The organism is Providencia huaxiensis, from assembly GCF_002843235.3.
Taxonomy (GTDB): domain Bacteria; phylum Pseudomonadota; class Gammaproteobacteria; order Enterobacterales; family Enterobacteriaceae; genus Providencia; species Providencia huaxiensis.
The window spans coordinates 28,232-52,863 of record NZ_CP031122.1 but is presented as its reverse complement, the minus strand read 5'-3'; the positions used below and the strand labels follow the sequence as shown (position 1 = coordinate 52,863).

Here is a 24,632-nt window from a genome sequence, read left to right as displayed (position 1 = left end):
AAAAGTAGTAAAAAGGGGTTCTAATTATGATTAATAAAATTGATTTCAAAGCTAAGAATCTAACATCAAATGCAGGTCTTTTTCTGCTCCTTGAGAATGCAAAAAGCAATGGGATTTTTGATTTTATTGAAAATGACCTCGTATTTGATAATGACTCAACAAATAAAATCAAGATGAATCATATAAAGACCATGCTCTGCGGTCACTTCATTGGCATTGATAAGTTAGAACGTCTAAAGCTACTTCAAAATGATCCCCTCGTCAACGAGTTTGATATTTCCGTAAAAGAACCTGAAACAGTGTCACGGTTTCTAGGAAACTTCAACTTCAAGACAACCCAAATGTTTAGAGACATTAATTTTAAAGTCTTTAAAAAACTGCTCACTAAAAGTAAATTGACATCCATTACGATTGATATTGATAGTAGTGTAATTAACGTAGAAGGTCATCAAGAAGGTGCGTCAAAAGGATATAATCCTAAGAAACTGGGAAACCGATGCTACAATATCCAATTTGCATTTTGCGACGAATTAAAAGCATATGTTACCGGATTTGTAAGAAGTGGCAATACTTACACTGCAAACGGTGCTGCGGAAATGATCAAAGAAATTGTTGCTAACATCAAATCAGACGATTTAGAAATTTTATTTCGAATGGATAGTGGCTACTTTGATGAAAAAATTATCGAAACGATAGAATCTCTTGGATGCAAATATTTAATTAAAGCCAAAAGTTATTCTACACTCACCTCACAAGCAACGAATTCATCAATTGTATTCGTTAAAGGAGAAGAAGGTAGAGAAACTACAGAACTGTATACAAAATTAGTTAAATGGGAAAAAGACAGAAGATTTGTCGTATCTCGCGTACTGAAACCAGAAAAAGAAAGAGCACAATTATCACTTTTAGAAGGTTCCGAATACGACTACTTTTTCTTTGTAACAAATACTACCTTGCTTTCTGAAAAAGTAGTTATATACTATGAAAAGCGTGGTAATGCTGAAAACTATATCAAAGAAGCCAAATACGACATGGCGGTGGGTCATCTCTTGCTAAAGTCATTTTGGGCGAATGAAGCCGTGTTTCAAATGATGATGCTTTCATATAACCTATTTTTGTTGTTCAAGTTTGATTCCTTGGACTCTTCAGAATACAGACAGCAAATAAAGACCTTTCGTTTGAAGTATGTATTTCTTGCAGCAAAAATAATCAAAACCGCAAGATATGTAATCATGAAGTTGTCGGAAAACTATCCGTACAAGGGAGTGTATGAAAAATGTCTGGTATAATAAGAATATCATCAATAAAATTGAGTGTTGCTCTGTGGATAACTTGCAGAGTTTATTAAGTATCATTGCAGCAAAGATGAAATCAATGATTTATCAAAAATGATTGAAAGGTGGTTGTAAATAATGTTACAATGTGTGAGAAGCAGTCTAAATTCTTCGTGAAATAGTGATTTTTGAAGCTAATAAAAAACACACGTGGAATTTAGGGAATACTGATGTAACACGGATTGACCGTATTGGGAGTTTGAGATGGTGACAAAGAGAGTGCAACGGATGATGTTCGCGGCGGCGGCGTGCATTCCGCTGCTGCTGGGCAGCGCGCCGCTTTATGCGCAGACGAGTGCGGTGCAGCAAAAGCTGGCGGCGCTGGAGAAAAGCAGCGGAGGGCGGCTGGGCGTCGCGCTCATCGATACCGCAGATAATACGCAGGTGCTTTATCGCGGTGATGAACGCTTTCCAATGTGCAGTACCAGTAAAGTTATGGCGGCCGCGGCGGTGCTTAAGCAGAGTGAAACGCAAAAGCAGCTGCTTAATCAGCCTGTCGAGATCAAGCCTGCCGATCTGGTTAACTACAATCCGATTGCCGAAAAACACGTCAACGGCACAATGACGCTGGCAGAACTGAGCGCGGCCGCGTTGCAGTACAGCGACAATACCGCCATGAACAAATTGATTGCCCAGCTCGGTGGCCCGGGAGGCGTGACGGCTTTTGCCCGCGCGATCGGCGATGAGACGTTTCGTCTGGATCGCACTGAACCTACGCTGAATACCGCCATTCCCGGCGACCCGAGAGACACCACCACGCCGCGGGCGATGGCGCAGACGTTGCGTCAGCTTACGCTGGGTCATGCGCTGGGCGAAACCCAGCGGGCGCAGTTGGTGACGTGGCTCAAAGGCAATACGACCGGCGCAGCCAGCATTCGGGCCGGCTTACCGACGTCGTGGACTGTGGGTGATAAGACCGGCAGCGGCGACTACGGCACCACCAATGATATTGCGGTGATCTGGCCGCAGGGTCGTGCGCCGCTGGTTCTGGTGACCTATTTTACCCAGCCGCAACAGAACGCAGAGAGCCGCCGCGATGTGCTGGCTTCAGCGGCGAGAATCATCGCCGAAGGGCTGTAACTGGTTTTGTTGAATAAATCGAACTTTTGCTGAGTTGAAGGATCAGATCACGTATCTTCCCGACAACGCAGACCGTTCCGTGGCAAAGCAAAAGTTCAAAATCACCAACTGGCCCACCTACAATAAAGCCCTCATCAACCGTGGCTCCATAACTTTCTGGCTGGATGATGAAGCTATTCAGGCCTGGTATGAGTCAGCAACACCTTCTTCACGAGGCAGACCTCAGCGCTATTCTGACCTTGCCATCACGACTGTGCTGGTCATTAAACGCGTATTCAGGCTGACCCTGCGCGCTGCGCAGGGCTTTATTGATTCCATTTTTTCTCTGATGAACGTTCCGCTACGCTGCCCGGATTACAGCTGTGTCAGCAGGCGGGCAAAGTCGGTTAATATCAGTTTCAAAACGCCCACCCGGGGTGAAATCGCACACCTGGTAATTGATTCCACCGGGCTGAAGGTCTTCGGTGAAGGCGAGTGGAAAGTCAAAAAGCATGGCCAGGAACGCCGTCGTATATGGCGTAAGCTGCATCTGGCAGTTGACAGTAAAACACATGAAATCATCTGCGCTGACCTGTCGCTGAACAACGTTACGGACTCAGAGGCCTTCCCCGGGTTAATCCGGCAAACCCACCGGAAAATCAGGTCAGCCGCCGCCGATGGAGCTTACGATACCCGGCTCTGTCACGATGAACTGCGGCGTAAGAAAATCAGCGCGCTTATCCCGCCCCGAAAAGGTGCGGGTTACTGGCCCGGTGAATATGCAGACCGTAACCGTGCAGTGGCTAATCAGCGAATGACCGGGAGTAATGCGCGGTGGAAATGGACAACAGATTACAACCGTCGCTCGATAGCGGAAACGGCGATGTACCGGGTAAAACAGCTGTTCGGGGGTTCACTGACGCTGCGTGACTACGATGGTCAGGTTGCGGAGGCTATGGCCCTGGTACGAGCGCTGAACAAAATGACGAAAGCAGGTATGCCTGAAAGCGTGCGTATTGCCTGAAAACACAACCCGCTACGGGGGAGACTTACCCGAAATCTGATTTATTCAACAAAGCCACGCGCTGGACACACCACGATGACAGCGGTTTTATCCCTTACGCCATCACCACCGGCCTTGATTACGAGGCGATGACCGAACAGCGCAAAGGCTATGAGAACTTTGTTTATCAGAACGGCGTTTACGATCTCGGCACCAAAGGTGATATGCGACGTAACGAACGTAACCTGATGTGGAACCTCGATCCCTACATTCAAACGCACTGGCAGCTCACCTCAGCCCTGGGGCTGGACGCCGGGGCGCGCTATAGCTCGGTATGGTTTGATTCCAACGATCGTTATGTTGTAGGTAAAAATGGTGATGATAGCGGCGAAGCGAGCTATCACAAGTGGCTTCCGGCGGCAGCGCTGAAGTATGCCATGACGCCGCAGTGGAACGTTTACCTCTCTGCCGGGAGGGGATTTGAAACGCCGACCATTAACGAGCTGTCCTATCGTCCCGATGGTCAGTCCGGGCTTAACTTTGCTCTGCAACCGGCCACTAACACCACCGTTGAAGCAGGCAGTAAATGGCAGGTGGGCACCGGGATGGCGAGCCTGAGCGTCTTCAATACGGACACGAAAAATGAAATTGTCGTTGCCGCCAGCGACAATGGCCGTACGTCCTATCAGAACGCGGGCAAGACGCGCCGCCGCGGGGTCGAACTGGGATGGGATCAGCAATTTGCGCCCGCCTGGCGCGCCAAACTGGCGTGGACGCTGCTGGATGCGACCTACCGTGAAAACGCCGGCGATGCTATTCAGAGCGGCAATCGGATCCCGGGGATTGCACGTAATAGCGCCTATGCCTCCTTTGGCTGGGTGCCGGAAGAGGGATGGTACGCTGGCGCTGAAGTCCGCTATATGAGCGATATTCAGGTCAACGATGCCAATAGCGAGCAGGCTCCAGCCTATACGGTGACGGCACTGAATACCGGCTATAAATATGTGCTAGATAACTGGACCGTCGACCTCTATACGCGCGTTGATAACCTGTTTGATAAGCGCTACGTCGGCTCTGTTATCGTCAACGAGAGCAACGGACGCTATTATGAACCGGCGCCGGGCCGTAACTATGGCGTTGGGCTATCGGTCAGCTATCAGTTTGATTCGCTGTAACAATACGGCTGCCGGAGAGTGCTATTGAGGTGAGGCTCCGGCAGCGGGTAAAGGCGTTGATTCCTGGTAACAATAAGCTGCTTATTGATGTATCAGTAAGCATGCCGGCAGCCATTGCGCTTGATATAATACTACCCCATATGAGCAAGAGTATTTTCACGGAAAAGCTAGCAGCCAATTTCGGCCTCGCGGCCTTCCCGCTTCTCAATTGAGCATATAATTTTTCCGCAGCCAAAACCTGCTCAGGTTCAGGCTTGGTCCTTACAGACTGGTATTCAACAATCGAACCATTCTTAGCTATTGGCGTTACATAAGCACTTACCCAATAGTGGTCGCCATTTTTACAGCGATTTTTTACTAGCCCCATCCATGAGCGGCCAGATTTTAATGTACTCCACATATGCTCAAATGCAGCAGGCGGCATATCTGGGTGTCTTACGATGTTGTGAGGCTGGCCTAATAGTTCTTCCTCAGTGAAACCACTGATTTTAATGAAGTCAGGATTAACGTACGTGATATGGCTTTGAGGGGAGGTAGTCGAAAGAATATTGGCATCTTTTGGGAGTTCTAAGTTTCGACCCGTCACTGGTAAATTCTGGCGCATAAGAACCTCAAGGGTTGGCTGTTTTATTTTATTGTTTTCGGCATTAAGCCCAATTTCTTGAGCGTTACGATAAAGCTAGCATGGAAACGATAGGTGCAAGCAAGTTAAGGGTTGCATCGCGCATGTCAATCTAGGCTATACCCTAACTTGATGTCAGGCAGGGCCGCGCCGCTTGTCATTTTCAGAAGACGACTGCACCAGTTGATTGGGCGTAATGGCTGTTGTGCAGCCAGCTCCTGACAGTTCAATATCAGAAGTGATCTGCACCAATCTCGACTATGCTCAATACTCGTGTGCACCAAAGCGAGGTGAGCATGGCGACGGACACCCCACGGATTCCAGAACAAGGCGTGGCCACTCTGCCTGATGAGGCTTGGGAGCGTGCGCGCCGTCGTGCGGAGATCATCAGTCCGTTGGCGCAGTCGGAGACGGTCGGGCACGAAGCGGCCGATATGGCGGCTCAGGCGCTGGGCTTGTCTCGGCGCCAGGTATACGTTCTGATCCGGCGTGCCCGGCAAGGCAGCGGCCTCGTGACGGATCTGGTGCCCGGCCAGTCCGGTGGAGGTAAAGGTAAGGGGCGCTTGCCGGAACCGGTCGAGCGCGTCATCCACGAGCTACTGCAAAAGCGGTTCCTGACCAAGCAGAAGCGCAGCCTAGCGGCCTTTCACCGCGAAGTCACTCAGGTGTGCAAGGCTCAAAAACTGCGAGTGCCGGCGCGCAATACCGTGGCCTTACGGATCGCTAGCCTTGACCCGCGCAAGGTCATCCGCCGGCGGGAAGGCCAGGATGCCGCTCGTGACCTACAAGGTGTGGGCGGCGAGCCTCCTGCCGTGACCGCGCCGCTGGAGCAGGTGCAGATAGACCATACGGTCATCGACCTGATCGTGGTCGATGACCGCGACCGGCAACCTATTGGCCGCCCGTACCTGACCCTCGCCATCGACGTGTTCACCCGCTGCGTGCTCGGCATGGTCGTCACGCTGGAAGCGCCGTCTGCCGTTTCGGTTGGCCTGTGCCTCGTGCATGTCGCCTGCGACAAGCGCCCTTGGCTGGAAGGACTGAACGTGGAAATGGATTGGCAGATGAGCGGCAAGCCCTTGCTGCTCTACCTAGACAACGCGGCCGAGTTCAAGAGCGAGGCCCTGCGCCGGGGTTGCGAGCAGCATGGCATCCGGCTGGACTATCGCCCGCTGGGACAGCCGCACTATGGCGGCATCGTGGAACGGATCATCGGCACGGCGATGCAGATGATTCACGACGAACTGCCGGGAACGACCTTCTCCAACCCTGACCAGCGCGGCGACTACGATTCCGAAAACAAGGCCGCCCTGACGCTGCGCGAGCTAGAGCGCTGGCTCACATTGGCGGTCGGCACCTACCACGGTTCGGTGCACAACGGCCTGCTCCAACCGCCGGCCGCGCGCTGGGCCGAGGCCGTGGCGCGTGTCGGCGTACCGGCCGTCGTCACACGCGCTACTTCGTTCCTGGTCGATTTTCTGCCGATCCTCCGGCGCACGCTGACCCGCACCGGCTTTGTCATCGACCACATCCACTACTACGCCGATGCGCTCAAGCCGTGGATTGCGCGGCGTGAACGCTGGCCGTCCTTTCTGATCCGGCGCGATCCGCGCGACATCAGCCGTATCTGGGTCCTGGAACCGGAGGGACAGCACTACCTGGAAATTCCCTACCGTACCTTGTCGCACCCGGCTGTCACCCTCTGGGAACAACGGCAGGCGCTGATGAAATTGCGGCAGCAAGGGCGCGAACAGGTGGATGAGTCGGCGTTGTTCCGCATGATCGACCAGATGCGCAAAATCGTGACCACCGCGCAGAAGACCACGCGCAAGGCGCGGCGCGACGCAGATCGACGCCAGCATCTCAAGGCAACGGCACCGCCTGTCAAAGCCACGCCACCACCGGACGCTGACATGGATGACCAGCAGGCGGACAACCAGCCGCCCGCCAAACCGTTCGACCAGATTGAGGAGTGGTAGCCGTGGAAGAATATCCCATCATCGAGCTGTCCCACCTGCTGCCGGCGGCGCAGGGATTGGCCCGGCTGCCGGCGGACGAGCGCATCCAACGCCTTCGCGCCGACCGCTGGATCGGCTACCCCCGCGCGGTCGAGGCGCTGAACCGGCTGGAAACCCTGTATGCGTGGCCAAACAAGCAACGCATGCCCAACCTGCTGCTGGTCGGCCCGACCAACAACGGCAAGTCGATGATCGTCGAGAAGTTCCGGCGCACGCATCTGGCCAGCGCCGATGCCGACCAGGAGCACATCCCGGTGCTGGTCGTGCAGATGCCGTCCGAGCCGTCTGTGATCCGCTTCTACGTCGCGCTGCTCGCGGCGATGGGTGCGCCATTGCGACCGCGCCCACGACTGCCGGAAATGGAGCAACTGGCGCTGGCACTGCTGCGCAAGGTCGGCGTGCGCATTTTGGTGATCGACGAGTTGCACAACGTCCTGGCTGGTAACAGCGTCAACCGCCGGGAATTCCTCAATCTGCTGCGCTTCCTCGGCAACGAACTGCGCATCCCACTGGTCGGGGTTGGCACGCGCGACGCCTATCTGGCCATCCGCTCGGATGACCAGTTGGAAAACCGCTTCGAGCCGATGATGCTGCCGCTGTGGGAGGCCAACGACGATTGCTGCTCACTGCTGGCCAGCTTCGCCGCTTCGCTTCCTCTGCGGCGACCCTCGTCGATTGCCACGCTGGACATGGCCCGCTACCTGCTCACACGCAGCGAGGGCACCATAGGCGAACTGGCGCACTTGCTGATGGCAGCGGCCATCGTCGCCGTGGAGAGCTGCGAGGAAGCGATCAACCATCGCACGCTCAGCATGGCCGATTACACCGGTCCCAGCGAGCGGCGGCGGCAATTCGAGCGGGAACTGATGTGAAGCCAGCGCCACGCTGGCCACTGCATCCGGCTCCCAGGGAAGGCGAAGCCTTGTCTTCGTGGCTCAACCGCGTGGCCCTTTGCTATCACATGGAGGTGTCCGAGCTGCTGGAGCACGATCTTGGTCACGGTCAGGTTGATGACCTGGACACCGCGCCACCACTGGCGCTGCTGGAGATGCTCTCCCTGCGGAGCGGCATCGAGCCGGATCGGCTGCGTTGCATGAGTTTCGCCGGCTGGGTGCCTTGGCTACTGGACAGTCTTGATGATCAGATTCCAGATGCATTGGAAACCTATGCGTTCCAGCTCTCGGTGCTGCTGCCGAAACTCCGCCGTAGGACGCGATCCATCACGAGCTGGCGTGCCTGGCTGCCCAGCCAGCCGATACATCGCGCCTGTCCGCTCTGTCTGAACGACCCGGCAAACCAAGCCGTACTGCTTGCATGGAAGCTGCCCTTGATGCTGAGCTGCCCGCTGCATGGCTGCTGGCTGGAATCCTATTGGGGCGTGCCTGGGCGGTTTCTCGGCTGGGAGAACGCCGACACTGCGCCGCGCACCGCCAGCGACGCGATTGCGGCGATGGACCAGCGTACCTGGCAGGCACTGACAACCGGTCACGTGGAGCTGCCGCGCCGACGCATCCACGCTGGATTGTGGTTTCGGCTGCTACGCACGCTGCTCGATGAGCTGAACACCCCGCTTTCGGCGTGCGGAACCTACGCGGGGTATCTCCGCCAAGTCTGGCAAGGCTGCGGGCATCCGCTGCGTGCTGGGCAAAGTCTGTGGCGACCGTATGAAACCCTGAACCCGGCAGTACGGTTGCAGATGCTGGAGGCAGCGGCAGCGGCAATCAGCTTGATTGAGGTGAGGGATATAAGCCCGCCAGGCGAGCATGCAAAGCTGTTCTGGTCCGAGCCCCAAACCGGGTTCACCAGTGGTCTGCCGGCGAAAGCGCCGAAGCCCGAACCCGTCAATCACTGGCAACGGGCGGTCCAAGCTATCAGTGAGGCGATCATTGAAGCGCGGCACAACCCCGAGACGGCGCGCTCGCTGTTCGCCTTGGCTTCCTATGGTCGGCGCGACCCAGCTTCCCTGGAACAGTTGCGAGCCACCTTTGCAAAGGAAGGCATCCCCCCGGAATTTCTGTCACATTACGAGCCTGATGGACCCTTTGCATGTCTTAGACAGAATGACGGGTTAAGTGACAAATTTTGACGGCCAGAATTTTCCGGCGCACACTGTCACATAATCGAACGTATACGTGACGGGTGAAAAGGTGCTGATCGGCTACATGCGGGTATCGAAGGCGGACGGATCCCAGTCCACCAATTTGCAACGCGATGCGCTCATCGCCGCTGGTGTGAGCCTTGCGCACCTTTACGAGGATCTGGCCTCGGGCAGGCGCGATGATCGCCCAGGGTTGGCTGCTTGCCTGAAGGCGCTTCGTGAAGGGGACACGCTGATCGTGTGGAAGCTCGATCGGCTTGGCCGTGATCTGCGCCACCTGATCAACACCGTGCACGACCTAACTGCGCGTAGCGTGGGCCTGAAGGTCCTGACCGGTCACGGTGCGGCGGTCGACACGACGACTGCCGCCGGCAAGCTTGTGTTCGGTATTTTTGCCGCGCTGGCCGAGTTCGAGCGTGAGTTGATTTCCGAGCGAACAGTCGCTGGACTTATCTCGGCGCGCGCTCGCGGCAGGAAAGGGGGGCGCCCCTTCAAGATGACCGCCGCCAAGCTACGCCTGGCGATGGCCAGCATGGGGCAACCGGAAACCAAGGTGGGCGATCTCTGCGAAGAACTCGGGATTACCCGGCAGACGCTCTACCGGCACGTGTCGCCCAAGGGCGAACTGCGGCCAGACGGCGTAAAGCTGCTCTCCCTCGGTTCAGCCGCATAAATGGAGGCGACCTGGAACGGGGCGCTGTTCAGTGCGGCAACGATCCGATTACCGGTGTCGACCCAGAGCAGCCGTAGAGCTTTTGGGAAAGCTGTCGTTCAACGTTTGACATGAGGGGCGGCCAAGGGCGCCAGCCCTTGGACGTCCCCCTCGATGGAAGGGTTAGGCATCACTGCGTGTTCGCTCGAATGCCTGGCGTGTTTGAACCATGTACACGGCTGGACCATCTGGGGTGGTTACGGTACCTTGCCTCTCAAACCCCGCTTTCTCGTAGCATCGGATCGCTCGCAAGTTGCTCGGCGACGGGTCCGTTTGGATCTTGGTGACCTCGGGATCATTGAACAGCAACTCAACCAGAGCTCGAACCAGCTTGGTTCCCAAGCCTTTGCCCAGTTGTGATGCATTCGCCAGTGACTGGTCTATTCCGCGTACTCCTGGATCGGTTTCTTCTTCCCACCATCCGTCCCCGCTTCCAAGAGCAACGTACGACTGGGCATACCCAATCGGCTCTCCATTCAGCATTGCAATGTATGGAGTGACGGACTCTTGCGCTAAAACGCTTGGCAAGTACTGTTCCTGTACGTCAGCAAGTGTCGGGCGTGCTTCTTCTCCGCCCCACCACTCGACGATATGAGATCGATTTAGCCACTCATAGAGCATCGCAAGGTCATGCTCAGTCATGAGGCGCAGTGTGACGGAATCGGTGCTGTTGGTCACGATGCTGTACTTTGTGATGCCTAACGCGAAGGTAAACGGCGCCGCTTGCGGCGTCCAGTGAAGCGAAGCGGAATGAGTTTCACCGCCTTGTTAGAAATTTAGTTACTTGGCTGTGATGGTTTTTTACTTTCATTTAGCCCTTTAACAGCCTGTTCCCATGTACGTTTCAAGAGTGATGCGTCCCCAATTTCACTATGACTTGAAACAACCAGTTTTGCTTTACCATATTTAGACATTAATATTTTGGCGGACTTTGGCCAAGCTTCTAAATTTGCGTCACCCAAATTACCAAGACCGTCCGGTTTAACAAAACAACCACCGAATAAAATTTTCTTTTCAGGTAACCAAACCACTACGTTATCTTGAGTGTGCCCCGGGCCGGGATAAAAAACTTCAATTTTATTTTTAACTAGCCAATAACTAACTCCGCTAAATGAGTTTTTAGCTTGCACCTTACCGTCTTTTTTAAGAAGTTCATTTGTTAATTCAGATGCATACGTGGGAATAGATTGAGAATTAAGCCACTCTATTCCCCCTGTGCTGTCGCTATGGAAATGTGAGGAAATAGTGCCTTTGATTTTATAGCCGCGCTCCACAAACCAATTGACTAACTTTTCAGTATCTGTAGCAGTAAATGGAGTGTCAATCAGATAGGCGTCAGTGTTTACAAGAACCACCAAACCGTGTTTAGAAACAACACCCCAACCGTTAACTTCTTCGAACGATGTATGAACATAAACACCTTCTTCAAGCTTCTCGATTTTTAAATCAGGCAAAGTCGCTCCTGCGGCAGTAATGCTACAAAGGAAGCATACACATAAAACAAATAATTTCTTCATACTTGCCCTTTTCTAACTTTGTTTTAGGGCGACTGCCCTGCTGCGTAACATCGTTGCTGCTCCATAACATCAAACATCGACCCACGGCGTAACGCGCTTGCTGCTTGGATGCCCGAGGCATAGACTGTACAAAAAAACAGTCATAACAAGCCATGAAAACCGCCACTGCGCCGTTACCACCGCTGCGTTCGGTCAAGGTTCTGGACCAGTTGCGTGAGCGCATACGCTACTTGCATTACAGCTTACCAACCGAACAGGCTTATGTCAACTGGGTTCGTGCCTTCATCCGTTTCCACGGTGTGCGTCACCCGGCAACCTTGGGCAGCAGCGAAGTCGAGGCATTTCTGTCCTGGCTGGCGAACGAGCGCAAGGTTTCGGTCTCCACGCATCGTCAGGCATTGGCGGCCTTGCTGTTCTTCTACGGCAAGGTGCTGTGCACGGATCTGCCCTGGCTTCAGGAGATCGGAAGACCTCGGCCGTCGCGGCGCTTGCCGGTGGTGCTGACCCCGGATGAAGTGGTTCGCATCCTCGGTTTTCTGGAAGGCGAGCATCGTTTGTTCGCCCAGCTTCTGTATGGAACGGGCATGCGGATCAGTGAGGGTTTGCAACTGCGGGTCAAGGATCTGGATTTCGATCACGGCACGATCATCGTGCGGGAGGGCAAGGGCTCCAAGGATCGGGCCTTGATGTTACCCGAGAGCTTGGCACCCAGCCTGCGCGAGCAGCTGTCGCGTGCACGGGCATGGTGGCTGAAGGACCAGGCCGAGGGCCGCAGCGGCGTTGCGCTTCCCGACGCCCTTGAGCGGAAGTATCCGCGCGCCGGGCATTCCTGGCCGTGGTTCTGGGTTTTTGCGCAGCACACGCATTCGACCGATCCACGGAGCGGTGTCGTGCGTCGCCATCACATGTATGACCAGACCTTTCAGCGCGCCTTCAAACGTGCCGTAGAACAAGCAGGCATCACGAAGCCCGCCACACCGCACACCCTCCGCCACTCGTTCGCGACGGCCTTGCTCCGCAGCGGTTACGACATTCGAACCGTGCAGGATCTGCTCGGCCATTCCGACGTCTCTACGACGATGATTTACACGCATGTGCTGAAAGTTGGCGGTGCCGGAGTGCGCTCACCGCTTGATGCGCTGCCGCCCCTCACTAGTGAGAGGTAGGGCAGCGCAAGTCAATCCTGGCGGATTCACTACCCCTGCGCGAAGGCCATCGGTGCCGCATCGAACGGCCGGTTGCGGAAAGTCCTCCCTGCGTCCGCTGATGGCCGGCAGCAGCCCGTCGTTGCCTGATGGATCCAACCCCTCCGCTGCTATAGTGCAGTCGGCTTCTGACGTTCAGTGCAGCCGTCTTCTGAAAACGACACCGCTTCGTCAGAATAGAGTCTGCTTTCCCATTTTTTGACACATGCCCGCGAAGGTTATAGATTTCAGCCTGACAGAAATGGGCTTTGAGGCACAACGGAACAGAAAGTGCACTTAAGCCGCCTTCAACCAAGGAGACATCGTGCAGGGGCACCGCATCGGCTACGTCCGGGTCAGCAGCTTTGACCAGAACCCGGAACGCCAGCTGGAACAAACCCAGGTGAGCAAGGTGTTCACCGACAAGGCATCGGGCAAGGACACCCAGCGCCCCCAGCTCGAAGCGCTGCTGAGCTTCGTCCGCGAAGGCGATACAGTGGTGGTGCACAGCATGGATCGGCTGGCCCGCAACCTCGATGACCTGCGTCGCTTGGTACAGAAGCTGACTCAGCGCGGCGTGCGCATCGAGTTCCTGAAGGAGGGCCTGGTGTTCACTGGCGAGGACTCGCCGATGGCCAACCTGATGCTGTCGGTGATGGGGGCCTTCGCTGAGTTCGAGCGCGCCCTGATCCGCGAGCGGCAGCGTGAGGGCATCGCCTTGGCCAAGCAGCGTGGCGCGTACCGGGGCCGCAAGAAAGCCCTGTCCGATGAGCAGGCTGCTACCCTGCGGCAGCGAGCGACGGCCGGCGAGCCCAAGGCGCAGCTTGCCCGCGAGTTCAACATCAGCCGGGAAACCCTCTACCAGTACCTCCGCACGGACGACTGACACATGCCGCGTCGCTTGATCCTCTCGGCCACGGAGCGGGACACCCTGCTTGCGCTGCCGGAAAGCCAGGATGACCTGATCCGCTACTACACCTTCAACGACTCCGACCTGTCGCTGATCCGCCAGCGACGCGGCGACGCCAACCGCCTCGGCTTCGCCGTGCAGCTCTGCCTGCTGCGCTACCCCGGTTACGCGCTGGGAACCGACAGCGAGCTGCCCGAGCCGGTCATCCTGTGGGTGGCGAAGCAAGTCCAGGCCGAGCCGGCGAGCTGGGCAAAGTACGGCGAGCGCGACGTGACCCGTCGCGAGCATGCCCAGGAACTGCGCACCTACCTGCAACTGGCCCCGTTCGGCCTGTCCGACTTCCGCGCCCTGGTGCGCGAGCTAACCGAGCTGGCCCAGCAGACCGACAAAGGCTTGCTGCTGGCCGGTCAGGCCCTGGAGAGCCTACGGCAGAAACGACGCATCCTGCCGGCGCTGAGCGTGATTGACCGGGCCTGCTCGGAAGCCATTGCGCGAGCCAATCGGCGGGTCTACCGCGCCCTGGTCGAACCACTCACGGACTCGCATCGGGCCAAGCTGGACGAGCTGTTGAAGCTCAAGGCCGGCAGCAGCATCACCTGGTTGACCTGGCTGCGCCAGGCACCGCTGAAACCCAACTCTCGGCACATGCTGGAACACATCGAGCGGCTGAAGACATTTCAGTTGGTGGACTTGCCCGAAGGCCTGGGCCGGCACATCCACCAGAACCGCCTGCTCAAGCTGGCCCGCGAGGGTGGGTAGATGACGCCCAAAGACCTCGGTAAGTTCGAGCCGCAGCGCCGCTACGCGACCCTGGCCGCCGTGGTGCTGGAGAGCACCGCGACCGTGATCGATGAGCTGGTCGATCTGCATGACCGCATCCTGGTCAAGCTGTTCAGCGGCGCGAAGCACAAGCATCAGCAGCAGTTCCAGAAGCAGGGCAAGGCGATCAACGACAAGGTGCGCCTGTACTCCAGGATCGGCCAGGCGCTGCTGGAAGCGAAGGAAAGCGGCAGCGACCCCTATGCCGCCATCGAGGCGGTGATTCCCTGGGACGAGTTCACCGAGAGCGTCAGCGAGGCCGAGCTGCTGGCCCGGCCGGAAGGCTTCGACCACCTGCACCTGGTCGGCGAGAACTTCGCCACCCTGCGCCGTTACACGCCGGCCTTGCTGGAGGTGCTGGAACTGCGCGCCGCGCCGGCCGCGCAAGGCGTGCTGGCAGCCGTGCAGACCCTGCGTGAGATGAACGCCGACAACCTGCGCAAGGTGCCGGCCGATGCACCCACGGCCTTCATCAAGCCGCGCTGGAAGCCGCTGGTGATCACCCCGGAAGGCCTCGACCGGAAATTCTACGAAATCTGCGCCCTGTCCGAGCTGAAGAACGCCCTGCGCTCCGGCGACATCTGGGTCAAGGGCTCGCGGCAGTTCCGCGACTTCGACGACTACCTGCTGCCGGCCGAGAAGTTCGCCGCACTCAAGCGCGAGCAGGCCCTGCCCCTGGCGATCAACCCGAACAGCGACCAGTACCTGGAAGAGCGTTTGCAGCTGCTGGACGAGCAGTTGGCCACCGTCACCCGCCTGGCCAAGGACAACGAGCTGCCCGATGCCATCCTCACCGAGTCAGGGCTGAAAATCACCCCGCTGGATGCGGCGGTGCCGGATCGGGCGCAGGCGCTGATCGACCAAACCAGCCAGTTACTGCCGCGCATCAAGATCACCGAACTGCTGATGGACGTGGACGACTGGACGGGCTTCAGCCGCCACTTCACCCACTTGAAGGACGGGGCCGAGGCCAAAGACAGGACGTTGCTGCTGTCCGCAATCCTCGGTGATGCGATCAACCTCGGGCTGACCAAGATGGCCGAGTCGAGCCCCGGCCTGACCTACGCCAAGCTGTCCTGGCTGCAAGCCTGGCACATCCGCGACGAAACCTATTCGGCGGCCTTGGCCGAGCTGGTCAACCACCAGTATCGCCACGCCTTTGCCGCCCACTGGGGCGACGGCACGACCTCATCCTCCGATGGCCAGCGCTTCCGCGCGGGTGGCCGGGGCGAGAGCACCGGGCACGTCAACCCGAAGTACGGTAGCGAGCCGGGACGGCTGTTCTATACCCATATCTCCGACCAGTACGCGCCGTTCAGCACCCGCGTGGTGAATGTCGGCGTCCGCGATTCCACCTATGTGCTCGACGGCCTGCTGTACCACGAGTCCGACCTGCGGATCGAGGAGCACTACACCGACACGGCCGGCTTCACCGATCACGTCTTTGCCCTGATGCACCTGCTAGGCTTCCGCTTCGCGCCGCGCATCCGCGACCTCGGCGAAACCAAGCTGTACGTGCCGCAGGGCGTGCAAGCCTACCCGACGTTGCGCCCGCTGATCGGCGGCACCCTGAACATCAAGCACGTGCGTGCCCACTGGGACGACATCCTGCGCCTGGCCAGCTCGATCAAGCAGGGCACCGTCACCGCCTCGCTGATGCTGCGCAAGCTCGGCAGCTACCCGCGCCAGAACGGACTGGCCGTGGCCCTGCGCGAGCTGGGCCGGATCGAGCGCACGCTGTTCATCCTGGACTGGCTGCAAAGTGTTGAACTGCGCCGCCGCGTGCATGCCGGCCTGAACAAAGGTGAGGCGCGCAACTCGCTGGCCAGGGCGGTGTTCTTCAACCGCCTTGGGGAAATCAGGGATCGGAGCTTCGAGCAGCAGCGCTACCGGGCCAGCGGCCTCAACCTGGTGACGGCGGCTATCGTGCTGTGGAACACGGTGTACCTGGAACGCGCCACCCAGGGGTTGGTCGAGGCCGGCAAGCCGGTGGACGGCGAGCTGCTGCAATTCCTGTCGCCGCTGGGCTGGGAGCACATCAACCTAACCGGCGATTACGTCTGGCGGCAGAGCCGCAGACTGGAAGACGGGAAGTTTCGGCCCTTACGGATGCCCGGAAAACCTTAGCGTACGATTTTTTCCGAATTCTGCGGGCTCCCCCTGGATGAATCAGCGTGACCGCGTAACAAGGCTTTTCCGCAGCCGGAAGGGCTTTGTCCCACACAAACAATTCCAATCGACAGCAGCATGATATATAATTATGATAATTACCGTATTATCGTAATTATCGTAATTATCGTAATTATCGTAAACATTACAAATTAAAAGGAACGTTCTCATGGCAAGAAAATTGGTTGAGTTTGACGATGTAGCGGCTGCGGCCCAAAAGCTCAAGGACGCCGGTAAACGCCCAACGGTCATCGCTATCAGAGACATCATTGGCAAGGGGAGCTTTACCACCATTTCAACGTATCTCAAACAGTGGTCAGAGGAACACTCCCTCGATGAAGAGCTGGTAGAGGTAGTCCTTCCAGAATCGGTTATGAGCGATGCTGAGCTCTTCCTACAGAAGATCTATACGGTAGCCAAAGCAAGCGCCGATGAACAGCTTGAGCGCGAGCGTGAACTGCTACGACAGAAAGAAATTGAGTACCAGGAAGATATGCAGCAAGCCGTGGACATGGCAAATGATGCCACCGAACGGGCTGAGCTACTGGAGGAACAACTTGAAGCTCTCACCAACAAAAAATCAGAGCTCGATGCGGCCCTTGGTAAGGCAGAAAACTCGCTATCCCTCAAGTCTGCGGAGCTAGAACGCTCACTGGCTGACATTGATAAGCTGGAAAAGCGGATCGTTGAGTTGGAGGGCAAGCTGGAGGCGAAAGCCGCAGATCTGACCCGAGCACAGGATCACCTGGAGCAAGCTAAAAGCGAAAATCGCTCTTTGAGCCAAAAATTGGCAACTACAGAGGGTGAGTTGGAGGAGCAAAAAGGCAAGAGTATAGAGCAGACAGAAAAGCTCCGGGCCGCTCAGGAACAAAAAACATCGTTGAAAGAGCAGCTCGAAAATGTACAGGCCAAACTGGCCCAATCACAGGACTCCCTTGCCACAGCCAAAGCTCATGGCGAATCCGCTGAACGAGAGTGCCAGCGCCTATCTGGAGAGGTAGAAAAGCTGGACGCCAAATTATCCAGCGCCGAAGCAGAAGCTCGCGCTCTTGTTCAAGACAAAGGCATGATGGCTGGTCAGTTGCAGGAAAAAGACCAGCAGGCCAAGAGCCTCGAACAAAGACTCAATGATGCACTGACCAAAATTTCTGGGTTGGAGCAAGAGCTCGCTAAAGCTGGTAAGGGAGGGAAAAAGAAAGAGGAAAACTGATGGCGCGAAAGGCTAAATATTCAGAAGAGTGGCGACACAGAGCTGCGGCTCTTCAAACCAAGATTGAGGGGCACTGTTGCAAATAGTCGGTGGTGATAAACTTATCATCCCCTTTTGCTGATGGAGCTGCACATGAACCCATTCAAAGGCCGGCATTTTCAGCGTGACATCATTCTGTGGGCCGTACGCTGGTACTGCAAATACGGCATCAGTTACCGTGAGCTGCAGGAGATGCTGGCTGAACGCGGAGTGAATGTCGATCACTCCACGATTTACCGCTGGGTTCAGCGTTATGCGCCTGAAATGGAAAAACGGCTGCGCTGGTACTGGCGTAACCCTTCCGATCTTTGCCCGTGGCACATGGATGAAACCTACGTGAAGGTCAATGGCCGCTGGGCGTATCTGTACCGGGCCGTCGACAGCCGGGGCCGCACTGTCGATTTTTATCTCTCCTCCCGTCGTAACAGCAAAGCTGCATACCGGTTTCTGGGTAAAATCCTCAACAACGTGAAGAAGTGGCAGATCCCGCGATTCATCAACACGGATAAAGCGCCCGCCTATGGTCGCGCGCTTGCTCTGCTCAAACGCGAAGGCCGGTGCCCGTCTGACGTTGAACACCGACAGATTAAGTACCGGAACAACGTGATTGAATGCGATCATGGCAAACTGAAACGGATAATCGGCGCCACGCTGGGATTTAAATCCATGAAGACGGCTTACGCCACCATCAAAGGTATTGAGGTGATGCGTGCACTACGCAAAGGCCAGGCCTCAGCATTTTATTATGGTGATCCCCTGGGCGAAATGCGCCTGGTAAGCAGAGTTTTTGAAATGTAAGGCCTTTGAATAAGACAAAAGGCTGCCTCATCGCTAACTTTGCAACAGTGCCCTTTCCGCAACCGGCCGTTCGATGCGGCACCGATGGCCTTCGCGCAGGGGTAGTGAATCCGCCAGGATTGACTTGCGCTGCCCTACCTCTCACTAGTGAGGGGCGGCAGCGCATCAAGCGGTGAGCGCACTCCGGCACCGCCAACTTTCAGCACATGCGTGTAAATCATCGTCGTAGAGACGTCGGAATGGCCGAGCAGATCCTGCACGGTTCGAATGTCGTAACCGCTGCGGAGCAAGGCCGTCGCGAACGAGTGGCGGAGGGTGTGCGGTGTGGCGGGCTTCGTGATGCCTGCTTGTTCTACGGCACGTTTGAAGGCGCGCTGAAAGGTCTGGTCATACATGTGATGGCGACGCACGACACCGCTCCGTGGATCGGTCGAATGCGTGTGCTGCGCAAAAACCCAGAACCACGGCCAGGAATGCCCGGCGCGCGGATACTTCCGCTCAAGGGCGTCGGGAAGCGCAACGCCGCTGCGGCCCTCGGCCTGGTCCTTCAGCCACCATGCCCGTGCACGCGACAGCTGCTCGCGCAGGCTGGGTGCCAAGCTCTCGGGTAACATCAAGGCCCGATCCTTGGAGCCCTTGCCCTCCCGCACGATGATCGTGCCGTGATCGAAATCCAGATCCTTGACCCGCAGTTGCAAACCCTCACTGATCCGCATGCCCGTTCCATACAGAAGCTGGGCGAACAAACGATGCTCGCCTTCCAGAAAACCGAGGATGCGAACCACTTCATCCGGGGTCAGCACCACCGGCAAGCGCCGCGACGGCCGAGGTCTTCCGATCTCCTGAAGCCAGGGCAGATCCGTGCACAGCACCTTGCCGTAGAAGAACAGCAAGGCCGCCAATGCCTGACGATGCGTGGAGACCGAAACCTTGCGCTCGTTCGCCAGCCAGGACAGAAATGCCTCGACTTCGCTGCTGCCCAAGGTTGCCGGGTGACGCACACCGTGGAAACGGATGAAGGCACGAACCCAGTTGACATAAGCCTGTTCGGTTGGTAAGCTGTAATGCAAGTAGCGTATGCGCTCACGCAACTGGTCCAGAACCTTGACCGAACGCAGCGGTGGTAACGGCGCAGTGGCGGTTTTCATGGCTTGTTATGACTGTTTTTTTGTACAGTCTATGCCTCGGGCATCCAAGCAGCAAGCGCGTTACGCCGTGGGTCGATGTTTGATGTTATGGAGCAGCAACGATGTTACGCAGCAGGGCAGTCGCCCTAAAACAAAGTTAGCCATATGAACTCGGAATCAGTACGCATTTATCTCGTTGCTGCGATGGGAGCCAATCGGGTTATTGGCAATGGTCCTAATATCCCCTGGAAAATTCCGGGTGAGCAGAAGATTTTTCGCAGACTCACTGAGGGAAAAGTCGTTGTCATGGGGCGAAAGACCTTTGAGTCTATCGGCAAGCCTCTACCGAACCGTCACACATTGGTAATCTCACGCCAAGCTAACTACCGCGCCACTGGCTGCGTAGTTGTTTCAACGCTGTCGCACGCTATCGCTTTGGCATCCGAACTCGGCAATGAACTCTACGTCGCGGGCGGAGCTGAGATATACACTCTGGCACTACCTCACGCCCACGGCGTGTTTCTATCTGAGGTACATCAAACCTTCGAGGGTGACGCCTTCTTCCCAATGCTCAACGAAACAGAATTCGAGCTTGTCTCAACCGAAACCATTCAAGCTGTAATTCCGTACACCCACTCCGTTTATGCGCGTCGAAACGGCTAACCATTCCGTCAACGGGACGCCAAAATGCTGCGCATTTTGGTTCCCTCCGCTGCGCTCCGGCTCTCGTTACGTCCAACGTTAGCACCACTGAAACCCAGCTTTATTTAGCTCATGTTTATTCAAACGGCATTTAGCTTTTCAGGCGTTATTCAGTGCCTGTTTTGCCTTTTTTCCGGGCTTCGCCTGCATGGGCTGCGCAGGTTTTCAGTCTTTTTGGCCTCTAGCCCTTGCGTAGCAAGCGCAAGCAGCTATCGTTTTTGCAGTGCTGTGCCGCCTCGGTGGCGCAGCGTTTTTTCACGGTTAGCGCCCGTCGCCAAATTCAAGTTATCCGTTTTGGCTTCTGGTTCTAACATTTCGGTCAAGCCGACCCGCATTCTGCGGTCGGCTTACCTCGCCCGTTAGACATCATGAGGGAAGCGGTGACCATCGAAATTTCGAACCAACTATCAGAGGTGCTAAGCGTCATTGAGCGCCATCTGGAATCAACGTTGCTGGCCGTGCATTTGTACGGCTCCGCAGTGGATGGCGGCCTGAAGCCATACAGCGATATTGATTTGTTGGTTACTGTGGCCGTAAAGCTTGATGAAACGACGCGGCGAGCATTGCTCAATGATCTTATGGAGGCTTCGGCTTTCCCTGGCGAGAGCGAGACGCTCCGCGCTATAGAAGTCACCCTTGTCGTGCATGACGACATCATCCCGTGGCGTTATCCGGCTAAGCGCGAGCTGCAATTTGGAGAATGGCAGCGCAATGACATTCTTGCGGGTATCTTCGAGCCAGCCATGATCGACATTGATCTAGCTATCCTGCTTACAAAAGCAAGAGAACATAGCGTTGCCTTGGTAGGTCCGGCAGCGGAGGAATTCTTTGACCCGGTTCCTGAACAGGATCTATTCGAGGCGCTGAGGGAAACCTTGAAGCTATGGAACTCGCAGCCCGACTGGGCCGGCGATGAGCGAAATGTAGTGCTTACGTTGTCCCGCATTTGGTACAGCGCAATAACCGGCAAAATCGCGCCGAAGGATGTCGCTGCCGACTGGGCAATAAAACGCCTACCTGCCCAGTATCAGCCCGTCTTACTTGAAGCTAAGCAAGCTTATCTGGGACAAAAAGAAGATCACTTGGCCTCACGCGCAGATCACTTGGAAGAATTTATTCGCTTTGTGAAAGGCGAGATCATCAAGTCAGTTGGTAAATGATGTCTAACAATTCGTTCAAGCCGACCGCGCTACGCGCGGCGGCTTAACTCCGGCGTTAGATGCACTAAGCACATAATTGCTCACAGCCAAACTATCAGGTCAAGTCTGCTTTTATTATTTTTAAGCGTGCATAATAAGCCCTACACAAATTGGGAGATATATCATGAAAGGCTGGCTTTTTCTTGTTATCGCAATAGTTGGCGAAGTAATCGCAACATCCGCATTAAAATCTAGCGAGGGCTTTACTAAGCTTGCCCCTTCCGCCGTTGTCATAATCGGTTATGGCATCGCATTTTATTTTCTTTCTCTGGTTCTGAAATCCATCCCTGTCGGTGTTGCTTATGCAGTCTGGTCGGGACTCGGCGTCGTCATAATTACAGCCATTGCCTGGTTGCTTCATGGGCAAAAGCTTGATGCGTGGGGCTTTGTAGGTATGGGGCTCATAATTGCTGCCTTTTTGCTCGCCCGATCCCCATCGTGGAAGTCGCTGCGGAGGCCGACGCCATGGTGACGGTGTTCGGCATTCTGAATCTCACCGAGGACTCCTTCTTCGATGAGAGCCGGCGGCTAGACCCCGCCGGCGCTGTCACCGCGGCGATCGAAATGCTGCGAGTCGGATCAGACGTCGTGGATGTCGGACCGGCCGCCAGCCATCCGGACGCGAGGCCTGTATCGCCGGCCGATGAGATCAGACGTATTGCGCCGCTCTTAGACGCCCTGTCCGATCAGATGCACCGTGTTTCAATCGACAGCTTCCAACCGGAAACCCAGCGCTATGCGCTCAAGCGCGGCGTGGGCTACCTGAACGATATCCAAGGATTTCCTGACCCTGCGCTCTATCCCGATATTGCTGAGGCGGACTGCAGGCTGGTGGTTATGCACTCAGCGCAGCGGGATGGCATCGCCACCCGCACCGGTCACCTTCGACCCGAAGACGCGCTCGACGAGATTGTGCGGTTCTTCGAGGCGCGGGTTTCCGCCTTGCGACGGAGCGGGGTCGCTGCCGACCGGCTCATCCTCGATCCGGGGATGGACCGGCGATTGGTCCATGGCGAAACGGCCGACCTTGCGCCGACCGGCTTCGGGCAACAGGTCCGCGAAGCCATGGACCAGCGCCGCGAGCATCATATCGAACAGCGCGACGCCACGCGCAACAGGGACGGCCGAATCTTCTACCGGCGCAATCTTCTCGCCACCCTGCGCGAGCGGGAAGTTGCGCGCGCCGGTGCGGAGATGGCCGAGGGCAAGGCGCTGCCGTTCCGCGCCGCCAAGGATGGTGAGAGTGTCAGCGGCAAGTTCACCGGGACTGTCCAGCTAACGAGCGGCAAGTTCGCCATCGTGGAAAAGAGCCACGAGTTCACCCTTGTCCCGTGGCGGCCGATCATCGACCGCCAGCTCGGCCGCGAGGTCGCGGGTATCATGCAGGGCGGTTCGGTGTCGTGGCAGTTAGGGCGGCAGCGGGGGTTGGGGCTATAGGAGCCAACGATACCGCATTGCAACGCAACAACTAATTCGATAAGATCTGCTATTCAATTTCGTAATCGTGGAGCCATCAGCATGGGAAATTCCAAGTCAGCAGACAAGTAAGCCGCAACATCAGAATTGTTGTTGCGGCGCTCTGTAAGACCAATCCCATCTGATTGCTGACGAGCAGACGCTGCCCGGTATCCTTAATCGAGAGGTTGATTCGTCATGACCACCACACGCCCCGCGTGGGCCTATACGCTGCCGGCAGCCTTGCTGCTTATGGCTCCCTTCGACATCCTCGCCTCGCTGGCGATGGATATTTATCTTCCAGTCGTTCCGGCGATGCCGGGCGTCCTGAACACGACTCCATCCATAATCCAACTCACGTTGAGCCTCTACATGGTGATGCTCGGTGTGGGCCAAGTGATCTTTGGGCCACTCTCCGATCGCGTCGGGCGACGGCCGATCCTGCTTGTAGGCGCAACGGCTTTCGTTGCTGCGTCTCTGGGAGCGGCTTGTTCTTCAACTGCATTAGCCTTTGTTGCGTTTCGTCTGGTTCAGGCTGTTGGAGCATCGGCCATGCTGGTGGCCACCTTCGCGACCGTGCGCGACGTATATGCCAATCGTCCCGAAGGTGCCGTCATCTACGGCCTTTTCAGTTCGATGCTGGCGTTCGTGCCTGCGCTCGGCCCTATAGCCGGTGCGCTGATCGGCGAGTTTTGGGGATGGCAGGCGATCTTCATCACACTGGCTGCACTGGCTTCGCTCGCACTCTTAAACGCCAGTTTCAGGTGGCATGAAACCCGACCGTTGGATCAGGCCAGAACGCAACGATCTGTTTTGCCGATCTTCGCGAGTCCGGCCTTTTGGGTTTACACGGTCGGATTTAGTGCCGGCATGGGCACATTCTTCGTTTTCTTCTCGACAGCCCCCCGTGTTCTCATAGGCCAAGCCGGCTATTCCGAGATCGGATTTAGCTTGGCCTTCGCGACTGTCGCGCTGGTCATGGTCACGACAACCCGCTTCGCAAAGTCCTTCGTTGCCAAATGGGGTATCGCGGGATGCGTAGCGCGCGGGATGGCGTTGCTCGTTTCCGGCGCGATCCTGTTGGGGATCGGCCAACTTTTCGGATCGCCGTCATTTTTCAGCTTCATCCTGCCGATGTGGGTTGTCGCGGTCGGCATTGTCTTCACGGTGTCCGTTACCGCCAACGGCGCACTTGCGCAGTTCGACGACATCGCTGGATCAGCGGTTGCGTTCTACTTCTGCATCCAAAGCCTGATAGTCAGTATCGTCGGGACATTGGCGGTGACGCTGTTAAACGGCGATACAGCGTGGCCCGTGATTTGTTACGCCACGGCAATGGCAGTGCTGGTGTCGTTGGGGCTGGCGCTCCTTCGATCCCGTGATGCTGCCACCGAGAAGTCGCCAGTCGTCTAGCCGACGACTGGAAGCAAGCCCGCTCCGATGCGGCGCAATAATCTTCGAAACCTCGTGAATGGCGGTATC

The 24,632-nt window shown here is 56.4% G+C and carries 21 protein-coding genes and 3 pseudogenes; 19 read left to right on the top strand and 5 right to left on the bottom strand.

Annotated elements, in window-relative coordinates; genetic code table 11:
• Positions 1-26: 26 nt before the first annotated feature.
• The 4 genes and pseudogenes from CYG50_RS00770 to CYG50_RS00755 all read left to right on the top strand — a co-directional run.
• Positions 27-1,289 carry an IS1380-like element ISEcp1 family transposase gene (locus CYG50_RS00770; RefSeq protein ID WP_000608644.1) on the top strand — a complete coding sequence of 421 codons (1,263 nt, stop codon included), beginning with the start codon at positions 27-29 and terminating at the stop codon, positions 1,287-1,289.
• A 249-nt stretch (positions 1,290-1,538) separates the two neighbouring features.
• Positions 1,539-2,414: an extended-spectrum class A beta-lactamase CTX-M-14 gene (locus tag CYG50_RS00765; protein WP_001617865.1), complete on the top strand. Its 876-nt coding sequence runs from the start codon at positions 1,539-1,541 to the stop codon at positions 2,412-2,414.
• Between the two features lie 34 nt (positions 2,415-2,448).
• Positions 2,449-3,417, top strand: coding sequence for an IS5-like element IS903B family transposase (locus CYG50_RS00760; RefSeq protein WP_013362812.1), 969 nt, complete (start codon positions 2,449-2,451; stop codon positions 3,415-3,417).
• A gap of 56 nt (positions 3,418-3,473) precedes the next feature.
• Positions 3,474-4,571, top strand: a pseudogene (locus CYG50_RS00755) (TonB-dependent receptor domain-containing protein); the annotation flags it as partial.
• A 67-nt stretch (positions 4,572-4,638) separates the two neighbouring features.
• Here the strand turns inward: CYG50_RS00755 and CYG50_RS00750 are convergent.
• Together CYG50_RS00750 and CYG50_RS23690 are read right to left on the bottom strand one after the other, a co-directional pair.
• Positions 4,639-5,175, bottom strand: a pseudogene (locus tag CYG50_RS00750) (PAS domain-containing protein); the annotation flags it as partial.
• 153 nt (positions 5,176-5,328) lie between these two features.
• The gene (locus CYG50_RS23690; protein WP_511229359.1) at positions 5,329-5,445 is read right to left on the bottom strand and encodes an NTP-binding protein; all 117 of its coding nucleotides are present in this window, start codon (positions 5,443-5,445) and stop codon (positions 5,329-5,331) included.
• A 44-nt stretch (positions 5,446-5,489) separates the two neighbouring features.
• Between CYG50_RS23690 and CYG50_RS00740 the strand changes: the two genes are divergently transcribed.
• The 4 genes from CYG50_RS00740 (at position 5,490) to CYG50_RS00725 (ending at position 9,982) form a co-directional block, all read left to right on the top strand.
• The gene (locus tag CYG50_RS00740; RefSeq protein ID WP_172688984.1) at positions 5,490-7,172 is read left to right on the top strand and encodes a TnsB C-terminal domain-containing protein; all 1,683 of its coding nucleotides are present in this window, start codon (positions 5,490-5,492) and stop codon (positions 7,170-7,172) included.
• 2 nt (positions 7,173-7,174) lie between these two features.
• The gene (locus tag CYG50_RS00735; protein WP_028604704.1) at positions 7,175-8,083 is read left to right on the top strand and encodes a TniB family NTP-binding protein; all 909 of its coding nucleotides are present in this window, start codon (positions 7,175-7,177) and stop codon (positions 8,081-8,083) included.
• The gene (locus tag CYG50_RS00730; protein WP_088244043.1) at positions 8,080-9,297 is read left to right on the top strand and encodes a TniQ family protein; all 1,218 of its coding nucleotides are present in this window, start codon (positions 8,080-8,082) and stop codon (positions 9,295-9,297) included. The genes CYG50_RS00735 and CYG50_RS00730 overlap by 4 nt, the downstream gene beginning before the upstream one ends.
• Positions 9,298-9,358: 61 nt before the next feature.
• A complete protein-coding gene (locus tag CYG50_RS00725) occupies positions 9,359-9,982 on the top strand; it encodes a recombinase family protein (protein WP_003155741.1) in 624 nt (207 codons plus the stop codon).
• 162 nt (positions 9,983-10,144) lie between these two features.
• Here CYG50_RS00725 and aac(6')-Ib read toward each other — a convergent pair whose 3' ends face one another.
• Positions 10,145-10,699: an AAC(6')-Ib family aminoglycoside 6'-N-acetyltransferase gene (aac(6')-Ib, locus tag CYG50_RS00720; protein WP_012695458.1), complete on the bottom strand. Its 555-nt coding sequence runs from the start codon at positions 10,697-10,699 to the stop codon at positions 10,145-10,147.
• A 98-nt stretch (positions 10,700-10,797) separates the two neighbouring features.
• Positions 10,798-11,538 carry a subclass B1 metallo-beta-lactamase IMP-69 gene (locus CYG50_RS00715; protein WP_099156051.1) on the bottom strand — a complete coding sequence of 247 codons (741 nt, stop codon included), beginning with the start codon at positions 11,536-11,538 and terminating at the stop codon, positions 10,798-10,800.
• Between the two features lie 152 nt (positions 11,539-11,690).
• Here CYG50_RS00715 and intI1 (CYG50_RS00710) point away from each other — a divergent pair, with 152 nt between their 5' ends.
• From intI1 (CYG50_RS00710) to CYG50_RS00685, 5 genes and pseudogenes are all read left to right on the top strand, one after another.
• Entirely contained in the window at positions 11,691-12,704 is a 1,014-nt protein-coding gene (gene intI1, locus CYG50_RS00710; RefSeq protein ID WP_002075255.1) for a class 1 integron integrase IntI1, read from the top strand.
• A gap of 343 nt (positions 12,705-13,047) precedes the next feature.
• Positions 13,048-13,608, top strand: a complete 561-nt coding sequence (locus CYG50_RS00700; RefSeq protein ID WP_001161490.1) for a recombinase family protein — start codon at positions 13,048-13,050, stop codon at positions 13,606-13,608.
• 3 nt (positions 13,609-13,611) lie between these two features.
• Positions 13,612-16,578: pseudogene (locus tag CYG50_RS00695) on the top strand (Tn3-like element TnAs1 family transposase).
• Positions 16,579-16,789: 211 nt separating this feature from the next.
• Positions 16,790-17,830 (top strand): DNA-binding protein, encoded by a 1,041-nt coding sequence (locus CYG50_RS00690; protein WP_000101568.1) that lies wholly within the window; start codon positions 16,790-16,792, stop codon positions 17,828-17,830.
• A gap of 132 nt (positions 17,831-17,962) precedes the next feature.
• Complete coding sequence (locus CYG50_RS00685) at positions 17,963-18,667, top strand: IS6-like element IS26 family transposase (RefSeq protein WP_001067855.1); 705 nt, start codon at positions 17,963-17,965, stop codon at positions 18,665-18,667.
• Positions 18,668-18,801: 134 nt separating this feature from the next.
• Here the strand turns inward: CYG50_RS00685 and intI1 (CYG50_RS00675) are convergent, their stop codons facing one another.
• Positions 18,802-19,815 (bottom strand): class 1 integron integrase IntI1, encoded by a 1,014-nt coding sequence (gene intI1 / locus CYG50_RS00675; protein ID WP_002075255.1) that lies wholly within the window; start codon positions 19,813-19,815, stop codon positions 18,802-18,804.
• Positions 19,816-19,959: 144 nt separating this feature from the next.
• Here intI1 (CYG50_RS00675) and dfrA12 point away from each other — a divergent pair, with 144 nt between their 5' ends.
• The 6 genes from dfrA12 (at position 19,960) to CYG50_RS00645 (ending at position 24,563) form a co-directional block, all read left to right on the top strand.
• Positions 19,960-20,457 (top strand): trimethoprim-resistant dihydrofolate reductase DfrA12, encoded by a 498-nt coding sequence (gene dfrA12 / locus CYG50_RS00670; protein ID WP_001083725.1) that lies wholly within the window; start codon positions 19,960-19,962, stop codon positions 20,455-20,457.
• Positions 20,458-20,568: 111 nt separating this feature from the next.
• Positions 20,569-20,859 (top strand): DUF1010 domain-containing protein, encoded by a 291-nt coding sequence (locus tag CYG50_RS00665; RefSeq protein WP_001336345.1) that lies wholly within the window; start codon positions 20,569-20,571, stop codon positions 20,857-20,859.
• A gap of 5 nt (positions 20,860-20,864) precedes the next feature.
• Complete coding sequence (locus CYG50_RS00660; protein ID WP_001206356.1) at positions 20,865-21,656, top strand: ANT(3'')-Ia family aminoglycoside nucleotidyltransferase AadA2; 792 nt, start codon at positions 20,865-20,867, stop codon at positions 21,654-21,656.
• Positions 21,657-21,819: 163 nt separating this feature from the next.
• Positions 21,820-22,167 carry a quaternary ammonium compound efflux SMR transporter QacE delta 1 gene (locus CYG50_RS00655; RefSeq protein ID WP_000679427.1) on the top strand — a complete coding sequence of 116 codons (348 nt, stop codon included), beginning with the start codon at positions 21,820-21,822 and terminating at the stop codon, positions 22,165-22,167.
• Positions 22,161-23,132 (top strand): dihydropteroate synthase, encoded by a 972-nt coding sequence (gene folP / locus CYG50_RS00650; RefSeq protein WP_000259026.1) that lies wholly within the window; start codon positions 22,161-22,163, stop codon positions 23,130-23,132. The genes CYG50_RS00655 and folP overlap by 7 nt, the downstream gene beginning before the upstream one ends.
• Before the next feature lie 216 nt (positions 23,133-23,348).
• On the top strand, positions 23,349-24,563 hold the full coding sequence (locus CYG50_RS00645; protein WP_000214125.1) for a chloramphenicol/florfenicol efflux MFS transporter FloR2: 1,215 nt from the start codon (positions 23,349-23,351) through the stop codon (positions 24,561-24,563).
• The last annotated feature ends 69 nt before the right edge of the window (positions 24,564-24,632 follow it).